This is a genomic window from [Bacillus] selenitireducens MLS10 (assembly GCF_000093085.1).
Classification (GTDB): domain Bacteria; phylum Bacillota; class Bacilli; order Bacillales; family Salisediminibacteriaceae; genus Salisediminibacterium; species Salisediminibacterium selenitireducens.
Genome location: NC_014219.1, coordinates 977433 through 987224, shown reverse-complemented (window position 1 = coordinate 987224; position 9792 = coordinate 977433). Strand labels below are relative to the sequence as shown.

Sequence of the window (9792 nt, the reverse complement as noted above, 5' to 3'; positions counted from 1 at the left end):
AAACCTCACCGTCTTGATTAAACAAAGCGGCAGATACAGGAAGTTTGTACCCGCCTGGTGTTTCACCGTTCTTTGAAACAACGGCAAATGGGATCTGCACTTGCAACCCACCAGTAATTCTTTGGAGATTATACCGGATAACCTTATAACCATCGATTGACTCTATCGTTTTAGATTCTTGCAGCCCAATATCAGACGCGATAACGTTTTCTATATATTGTTCAGGGAACCTGATTTCCAGAAACGCACCATCTTGATCTTCTTCCAGTGTACTAATATCTATCAGTGCTCTTAAATTTGCGCGTTCCCCAGTCCAGTATTGATCTTTATCATCATCCGACGATATCACGAGACTCGTACTGTCAGAAGTATCTGCAGTCTCAATTAATTCGTCCTTACTCTCTTCTGAAGTAAATGAATCATCGGTTATTTCTTCTTCACTGGCGCTCGATAAAACATCCTGAGATGATTCGTTATCAGCTGTCTGTTCATTTGTTTCTTCGGAATCATTTTCTGACACGTTCTCTTCTAAGCCAGTCTCTTCTTCCTCATTGCCCTCGCCTGATGACGCATTCTGCGAAGATAATTCTTCGTCAGAGGCAGGTTCATTTGTTTCTTTCGAACGATCCTCTAAGCCGTCCTCTTCCAGACTCGTTTCTTCCTCTGTGAACAGCTCAAGTTCAACATCTTCCCCCTTTCCATCATTATCTTCTGCTGTAACTTGCATAGCAGGCGTGATCAGTGGGAAGATCAGTAATAAAATCAGTACCCATGATACAAATCGATTCGCTTTCATAATTATCCCCCTTTTCTTACTACAAAACAGTTAGCGTTGAATTTATTCGATTCCAACAACTTTACAGACAAGAGCCAACAGTGACTTTAGTACTCATGCAATACAACTATTAGTGTTGATCTAATACTACTCCCGGCTACTATACAAATTCTATACAAGAGAAATCTAAGCTCATTAAACAGAAACAACCTGCCACTCTAAAATGATTGGTAGGTTGTTTCTGTTAAAAATGTTTATCTTGAGTATCTGTCCCACTTTTCACGAACTATATGTTCGCCTATTTCGGCACCGGAGTTCTGATCGGTAAACAGACCGGCTACCATCAATTCTACAAATCGTTCGCTTTGGAGTCGGTACTCAGTATAATCGGTTTGATCAAAATCGAAGTGTTCTGTAGACCAGTTCAGCGGTCAATTCCTCTCCACCTGAATCGCTGGGCTGACGCCCGTATCGCGAATCAGATGGAGTCTTCTCGCCTAGTGATGATAAAAAAACTTAATGAGCCATGATTACATCTGTTAACCAATCTATTTTGAAGATGAATAAGAATTTCGCCACGGTATCATTTAATATCGACAGTCACTTTGCGAAAATGTAATAAATAAGCATTAATGACCGCGAAGGGTCAGACCTAAGTCCACTATATGAACATTCCCTTCAAACCCCCGTAAACAAGGAGTCAAACTTTCGATTGAAAGAAGCCACCCTGTAAGGTAAAGTTATCATTACAAAGTCCTGCCGCTGATGACCTTCAGACAATCATAAACCGTGTTTGATATTCAAGGTATTCAACCGTCGCTCACCTCCATTATGAAAGGATAAGCCTATGCCAACCATCAAATCGGTCCGTACAATTTTACTTATCTTTACTGCCTGCCTCATTGTTTTCACAGGTTTACGATTTGGATGGATGCATATCTTCCAAGAAGAGTCATTTGCGGAAGTCACCGACGGCTACCTCGATATGAGCGGTGCATCGTTCGACGATGACCGTATATACCGTCTCAGTGGCGAATGGCGCTTTTTTCCGAATGAGAGGATTCTCCCAGAGAACATACCGGATACCCATGAGACTCAGCCCGTTCCTGAATCCTGGTACCATGACGCAATGGACACCGGTGATAATCTGCTTGGAGAAGCAACGTATATGTTGACATTGAAACTGCCCTCGAACCTTGATTCAGACATAGGACTTCGTTTTTATGAGATCAATACAGCCGCAGAAATATACGCAAACGGTGAACTCATATACACCTTTAACGACCTGGATACAGAACCAGGGACGCGGGGAATGGACTATGGTCCTGTCGATGTCTCTTTTCATCCAGATGATGCGGACGAACTGGAGCTGCTTGTGATTGTGACTAACCATACCCTTGGTATGAGGGGTGGACTTGAGCGGGATGTACTGATTGGTTCCTCTGAAACAATCGATTCAATCGCCTCAGTCTCAAAAGGCCTTCAGCTCGCCGCAGGGCTCATTCTTCTCTTGCACGCCCTCTATGCCTTCGTCCTTTATGTGCTGTCGAGAGAACGTAAGAACAATCTTCTTCTTCTGTTCGGATTGATGCTGTTTATGTTTGCATCCGGGGTATTTTTGGATGACGAAGTGCTTCTTACGTTACCTGTTTCTCTTCCATTATCATTAAAAATTTTACTGACTGTATTTGTACTGACTCTTTACGTGATGTTTCTGATCGTATCTGTAATTGTAAAGCTCCCAAAAATAGTGATGAAAACCGTCTCTGTTTTTTTTGTGAGCTATGCAGTCGTCGCGTTAATCTTTCCGATTGATCAATACCTCACTTTCACCATCGTTACGATGATGATGTTTCCTTTATTCATTCTTACGATGATTACGCTGACCGTTCGTTCGATCCTTCACGGAAATCAATATGGTTATTTTATTCTTGCTTTCTTACTCGCCTATACATCCAATAGCTTATGGGGCGTACTGATAAAACTGAACGTCCTTCAATTCCCGTTTTATCCTGCTGATTTCGTCTTCTCGATGATGGCACTGATGGGTCTTGTCTTGAAGCAGCACTCAGACATTACGAAGGAAAACCGGCATCAGGCAAATATCATTATCCAAAATGAAGCAAACAAAGATCAGTTTTTGGCCAATACCGCTCACGAACTGCGGAACCCGCTCCACGGCATGCTTACCATTACCGATACGATACTCGATCAGCTCCAAACGAAACCGAAAGAAGCCATCAGAGAAGAACTTGAACTGAACCGGAAAATCGGGAATCAGATGAAGTTCATTCTTGATGACCTCAGAGATTTTACATTGTTAAAAGAAAGCCGGATCCGACTGCATCCTGAACCCGTCAATGCCGCTTCGACAGCCCGTACCATCGCAGACATCCTCAGATACCAAATCGTCAGTAAGGATGTGCGAATTTCCGTTTACGCCGACGAAAATCTGCCAATGATTCATGCGGATCAGGAACGCTTCTTTCAAATCATCTATAACCTGATGCACAATGCAGTGAAGTTTACCGACCAAGGAGAAGTCTCCATCACGATTGCTCATTCAAATAACCCGGATTCTCTCTCCATCAAGATTACCGATACAGGAACAGGAATCCCCTCGAGTGATCTCGATCGCCTCATGCAGCCTTATGAACAGGGAGCTGATCCAATCATGGGGGGAATCGGTCTTGGGCTGAATATAAGCAGAGAGCTGACCCGCTTACATGATGGATGCTTCACCATGACATCCGAAGAAGGGGCTGGAACTGCGGTTCAACTGCAATGGCCTGTCTCCAAAGATGTCCAAGGCGTCAACGGTACACCACTCGTGGAACAACCGCCTTCAACTTCACTTGAGCAGCCAGCAAGAGAAAAAGAGGAGGCAAAAAAGGATCTCAGACATCTTCTGATTGTCGATGATGATCCAGTGAATATTGATCTGATCGGCAGAGCCCTTGAATCCGATTACCGCATCACGAAAGCAACGAGCGGAGAGTCTGCGTTAAATTTGCTTACAGCGAACCAGTTCGACCTCGTGATCAGTGATGTCATGATGCCTGTGATGTCCGGCTATAAATTCACAGAAGAGATTCGAAAGCAATATGATCTTGTCACGCTGCCCGTCCTCCTTCTCACAGCCCGCTACCATGCGGCCGATATCATTTCTGGATTTGAGGCAGGCGCCAATGACTACGTCAGTAAGCCGGTCGAAATTTCGGAGCTGAAAGCGCGGGTGAAGACACTGACAGACATGAAACATTCCGCATTTAAGCAAATTGAAACTGAAGCCGCTCTGCTGCAATCACAAATTCGGCCTCACTTTTTGTATAATACGCTGAACGCCATCGCTTCATTAGGACAGACTGACCCGGACAGAATGACCGACCTTCTTTTTGAATTCGGTGATTATTTGAAATTCAGTTTCCGAATACCTGAAATATCGGGTCTTGTGACACTCGAAGAAGAAATGAATCTGATCAGACCTTACCTGTTTATCGAACAGACTCGATTTCAAAATCGATTACACGTTACCGTTGATATCGCTGACGAACAGGACATCTACGTTCCGCGCCTTGCCATTCAGACCCTTGTTGAAAATGCCATTAATCACGGCGCACTTAAGTCAAAGGGCACTGGAGAAGTACATTTTTATGCACGACGTTCATCAGAAGGCTCCTTCATTACGATATCCGATAATGGACCTGGTAAGGCTGAGGAACTTCGCAAGAGATTGACAAACGAGACAGAGCATTCGATAGGGATCGGCTTAGTTAACGCACATAGGCGGATGAAGACGATAAATCACGAAGGGCTCCTGATTGAAAACCGCCCTGAAGGCGGAATCATCATTCGTATCAATCTTCCTTAGCCAAACGATTTTATGCCTGTAACACATAACAAATCCTTGCCTTCACCGGTTCATTTTCATGACTCCATCACAAAGAACAAAACGCACCGGTGCAGTTTATACAGACACTGCACCGGTGCGTTTATTGATCGATCCTCTTATCACGTTCGAACCACTCAGTTATTCAAAATCCGTTTATCTATCAAATGCTCCGATCTACTATGAAAACAATAATAGACCTTAAATCCTGCCGAACAACGGATAACTTACCGTACACCACTGTTCCGACTCATATACTTTTCGACCGTTTTGCATAAATGTTCAAAGCGAACCGGTTTAATCAAACAATCCACAACATTTGTCTCTAAATCATCAATAGGACAGTCGCGATTTGCTGTGACAAATATGACGGCTATGCCCGGATATAATCTGTTCACTTTCTCTGCCATGACTACACCATTGATCTCCGGCATTTGTATATCCAGAAGAATCAAATCCACAGCTTCTTTTTCCAGATAACTCAGTGCTGTCTCCCCTCGATCAAAACCCAATACTAAAGTAACTGCCGAAATGCGTGATACGAGTTTTTTCATATAGCTTATCGCCAATATTTCATCATCAACGACCATTACTCGCAAGACAATTCCTCCACTCTCTGCGTACCACAAATTTGCAAATTAAGTTTTATCATAACTTTTTCACCTTTACAAAAACTGTACACATTCAGGAAGTTATCGTTCAATTGTGTTTCTTGCACCCATCGATTATACTAATGTAACATTTATCTATTCCATTAGGAGGAATCACGTATGAAAAACCATTACCTCGCTGCTCTGATCAGTGTGTTCTCAGGCATTATATTATTCAAGCTGCTGACTTCACCAAGAACGGGCACATCCAAAGACCAACTAAAAACAAATGCGCAGGCTGATCATGATTCCTCGCATAAAAAACCACCCCATTCCACAAAAGAGGCTTCTGCTTCTTCTGTTGTAAACACGCTTCAATCCATGATCTCTTCTATTTTCGGAACAAAAGGGATCACCGGCATCCGCTTTGATCCAAGTAATCAAAATATCGGACAGGCCATTATTTTTAATGTAACTATCGGATCATCCGGAATACGCACCCGGCGTATTTCAAATCAAAAACCACCCTCTCGAACGTCAACGAACCCCCACTGAGGTACAACGTTTCAGTGGAGGCTTGATATAGCCATGCAGGTCTTTTCTTGCAAAGGTTGACGCTCTGCATGATTCTTCTCAAATCACTGTTTTTGGTTGGTACTGGCGACGTACTATCGCTTTCCCACTTGCACCACCCTTCCGAAGAAGAGCAGTTCTTCCTTACGGAAGAAACCACCACTCAGCATATAGCTGGCGTGTGCTACAAGCCCCAACAAAAGTTGAGTACACATGGATGATTGACGCACCCACTAGGCTATGCGCTAAGCAACAGCTTTACGTTTTTGAACGTCCATGATCATAGGCGTTTTTATTTGTGTTTTTTCATCCCATTCGACTACTTGAGATTTCCGAAGGATATTTAATGCTGCATTAATGTCGGCGTGGATGCATTGTCCGTTTTCAGAGCGATAGAAGCCGCGGTATAGACGTTTCCCGCTAAAGGAATATCTTGTGTCGTCGCCTTTTATCCAAACCGGAATATCGTCATTATCCAGAAAACTGGCTTTAGACGTGTAACTCTCTTCTTGCTTAACGAAAGGGATGCCTTCCTTGAGACACTTATTCTCGATAGCCGAAATCAATCTGTGGAAAGGAATTTGTACGAACTCTTGATTGTTTTTCTTCCCCAAGCCTGATTCTTGCTTCCAACCGGCATTATAACCGATTACCACGGTATCGACATTCAGTTGTTTTATCTGTTTGAACAACAAACCTACGGTTTGTGAAAGGTAGCCATCAATTTGGAGATTTCGTTTACGCCACAGAGAGGCCATTTGATTCGTAACGATGCGTTTCGACAAGTCGTTTTCGATGTTTTTTTGTTTTAATCGACTTATCTTTTTGTTAAAGTACTGATTGATGGATTTTAACCTCTTTCCGTTAACCAAAAAGGTGTCTCCTTGATTTGTTGCACAACTGAGAAGATAATCTACACCTAAATCGCAACCCAAAGCTTTTGTTGTCGTTTTTTGTATCTTCATTTGAGGCACTGGAACTTCATATACATAATGAGCCTCAAAGAACCGACCGTTTTGCTTTGGTACGATTTCAATGTAAGAAATCTTTTTATTGATTAAATTCTTCGGCATTCGCAGTTTTATGGAGCCGAAACGTTTCCTGAAATCAGCGTTCATTGGAATGTTCCAATACCCGTCCTTATCGACTTTGGGGACTTGATAGATTTCGATGACGCGTTTAGCCGTGGAACGAGAATAATTTGGAAATTTTGGATGACCCGTGAAACTTTCAGAGTTTTCTTTCCATTTCTTTAACGCTTCGAAGAAGCTCTTTACTTCACTGAGCAAGGTTCTTCGAACCGCTTGTACGGAGTTGGATTGAATGCCAAAATAGTTCATATCGGCCTTCATTGCGCTGTCTATTTCTTTTGTTGTTGCCATTTTGTTTTCGTTTAAATACTTTTGTTTAATCGTATATAAGCCTACATTTCGCAAAGCCTTGGAACTATGAGACATGCGTTGCAGAAGTCGAAACTCTCTAGCGCTAAGGGTGCTCCGACCAATGTTCTGTTTTTGGGTGAAGCGTTGGACATTGGCTGTTTTCTTTTTCTTGCGTAACACTTTGACCGGTTTTTTCCTAGCCATTTTTGTCACCTCCTTTGCCGACCTCGAATGGATTGTTTTTATTTTTTTACTTCTATACCACTTATTATACCATTCAACAAAAATAGAAACTAGATATATTTACGAACGCTTGTTCTTTCGTTTAAAACACTTATCAGTCGTAAGACTGATGGCAATTCATCTCCACCTGAATCGCTGGGCTGACGCCCGTATCGCGAATCAGATGGAGTCTTCTTGCCTAGTGATGATAAATCTAAAAAGGAGGACACGACTTCATACGTTTTCCCATGGAAAACGTCGCCGTCTCTCCCCTGCGGCGGGCAATGCGGATCTACATAGGCTTCGAACATTATCAAAACAGCATCATCACACTAAATGCTAACAATGACTTCACAGCCCGGCAAAAATCGAGTGTGCTGACATTTCTATTGATCAAAACCTGCCCTCACCAGCTATTGTTAACATGCAAGTTGCCTGCCTCCTCGCCGTTTCCTGAACCTTCCGTTCTGATCATGGATGTGTTTACTACCTCTTGCATGCACAACACAGTATTACTGCATCTGCTACGACCACGATCATCATCCAGACAATGTCACACGAGCAAACCAGCCACTACTTCTTCTTACCGCTCACGTCTATTCCCCCCCTACCTCTTTAAATCCGACAGATCATCGAGCAAGTCATGAATTTCATCCGAGAATCCTATTCCTTCTTCAGTTAAGTAAGCCATTTTGGAATCAATCAGCTCATCAAATGCATCGTTGCGCTCATACCCCAGTTCCTGAAGCAAGATCTGTGACGTAAGGAGATCTGACAGCGTCAGCTGAGGATAGTCATTCCCCTCATATGTTAGATCGGGATTGATCTGATACCAGAGATCCCCGTTATCTCTGATCCAGTCTGGGGCGGTGTAGACCACAGCCTCTTTCATATCCATGGCCAGCTCCTTAAAAGCGGCATCCGCTCCATGCAAGTAGGACATAAGCAGATAATTCATCTCACTCAGGATATGGTTCAGTGAAGCATGCGTCACGCCGTCATCAAACACCCCGTCATAGTCAGCGATGAACGTATGCCCCTCTCCGACATCGATTACATTCCCACTGACCCTTTGTTCGAGCAAAAATCTGCCATACTGCCTGCTTTCATTCAAGAGATCCGGATCATCAAAGAGGATCGATGTCTCCAACAGAAATAAACCAATCGACTCATTATGCCGCGTATCGGCAAAAGGGGCCCGCGTCCCCCACTGATCCTTAAGCCAGGTGCTCGTATATTCCGTCTTCCAGACCGGTTCACCGGCAGACCGATAGGCCATGAGATCTGCGAGACTGTTAAAAACGAGCGTCCGGAAGTATCGTTCGCCCGTTTCCCTGTACCGTCTCAGTGCCTCGTCTTCCTGCATCGTCCCGAGGTTTCTGCCAAATCCCTGTTCAGTGAATGGCTGGATTGACCAGGGCAGCTTCCGGTATGCACCATCTCTTGTATACCATTTATTCACACGCTTGTAATGTTCCCGGCTGTATCCCTGCCATTCGTCAAAATGGCTCTCTGCTTTAAACAGCCGCTCATTCGACACCATCATCCAGAATTCAGACAGGTCTTCTCCATCTGATAACAGTTCAATCTCCAGTCCGGTCGCTGAATACGTAAGGGGATTTCTCTCAGCTGTCAACTCACGCAAAACACTCTTTGCCCCGTCTTCATATAGATGCACGAGCTCCTTTGACAGATGATTCCGCCCGATCATGAGATCTGCGAGTACGTGATCTCCAGCCTGAAACGACCATATCCCGACAGGGAAGCTGGTCTCGTCATAGCCGAGCGTCGGATCATGGTCACGCTCAAAATCCGCATCAGGATAAAGCAGCCGGCTGTCCGGCTGTCCCTCTTCTGACGTCACATGAAGCACTGCCTTTGCAGGCTGGTTCCCGCGATTGATCATCCGGGCAAACACCATCGTTTCGCCATCGGAAAAATCACGCACCGTCACCTCGAGATGAACCGACGCCTCCCCTGAATGAAGGCGCCAGAGGTACGTCTGATCCGTTCCGCCATAGATCTCTTGTTCCGTTACATTCAAGAGCGTCTTTTTCCCTTCTGCCTCGACTGTCAGTTCAAGATCGTCCAGAGATCCAAGAAGTTCCGGTTCTTCGGCGAACAGAGCCGAACCGTTGAATCCGCAACCGGACAGGACAACAAACGTCATAATGATCAAAACTGCCTGAAACGTTACTCTTCTCATTACAAAACATCCTTTTCCTCATCATCTGACTCCATTATACGCTTAACAATGCTCCCAATCACAACAAAATGTCGTTTTATTGAAATGATTCCGACAGCACGAAAAAACCGGAGAAATATCATCCGATATCCCCCGGCCAATTATTAGATTCATTT

At 44.1% G+C, this 9792-nt stretch carries 5 protein-coding genes; 2 read left to right on the top strand and 3 right to left on the bottom strand.

All coding sequences use genetic code 11. The features are described 5' to 3' along the window. The first annotated feature begins 1706 nt into the window (after positions 1–1706). Positions 1707–4646 carry an ATP-binding protein gene (locus BSEL_RS04515; protein ID WP_232970494.1) on the top strand — a complete coding sequence of 980 codons (2940 nt, stop codon included), beginning with the start codon at positions 1707–1709 and terminating at the stop codon, positions 4644–4646. Positions 4647–4891: 245 nt separating this feature from the next. Here the strand turns inward: BSEL_RS04515 and BSEL_RS04510 are convergent, their stop codons facing one another. Next, positions 4892–5254, bottom strand: a complete 363-nt coding sequence (locus BSEL_RS04510) for a LytR/AlgR family response regulator transcription factor (protein ID WP_232970508.1) — start codon at positions 5252–5254, stop codon at positions 4892–4894. A gap of 180 nt (positions 5255–5434) precedes the next feature. Here BSEL_RS04510 and BSEL_RS04505 point away from each other — a divergent pair, with 180 nt between their 5' ends. Then, a complete protein-coding gene (locus BSEL_RS04505; RefSeq protein WP_013171819.1) occupies positions 5435–5809 on the top strand; it encodes a hypothetical protein in 375 nt (124 codons plus the stop codon). 263 nt (positions 5810–6072) lie between these two features. Here BSEL_RS04505 and BSEL_RS04500 read toward each other — a convergent pair whose 3' ends face one another. Both BSEL_RS04500 and BSEL_RS04495 read right to left on the bottom strand, forming a co-directional pair. Then, positions 6073–7413, bottom strand: a complete 1341-nt coding sequence (locus BSEL_RS04500) for an RNA-guided endonuclease InsQ/TnpB family protein (protein WP_013171818.1) — start codon at positions 7411–7413, stop codon at positions 6073–6075. 625 nt (positions 7414–8038) lie between these two features. Beyond that, entirely contained in the window at positions 8039–9637 is a 1599-nt protein-coding gene (locus tag BSEL_RS04495) for a hypothetical protein (RefSeq protein WP_013171817.1), read from the bottom strand. Positions 9638–9792: the final 155 nt, after the last annotated feature.

Excerpts from the sequence above, each read along its gene's own strand:
- BSEL_RS04500 (WP_013171818.1), bottom strand. The coding sequence starts at position 7,413 with ATGGCTAGGAAAAAACCGGTCAAAGTGTTACGCAAGAAAAAGAAAACA.
- BSEL_RS04515 (WP_232970494.1), top strand. The coding sequence starts at position 1,707 with ATGCATATCTTCCAAGAAGAGTCATTTGCGGAAGTCACCGACGGCTAC.
- BSEL_RS04510 (WP_232970508.1), bottom strand. The coding sequence starts at position 5,254 with ATGGTCGTTGATGATGAAATATTGGCGATAAGCTATATGAAAAAACTC.
- BSEL_RS04505 (WP_013171819.1), top strand. The coding sequence starts at position 5,435 with ATGAAAAACCATTACCTCGCTGCTCTGATCAGTGTGTTCTCAGGCATT.
- BSEL_RS04495 (WP_013171817.1), bottom strand. The coding sequence starts at position 9,637 with ATGAGAAGAGTAACGTTTCAGGCAGTTTTGATCATTATGACGTTTGTT.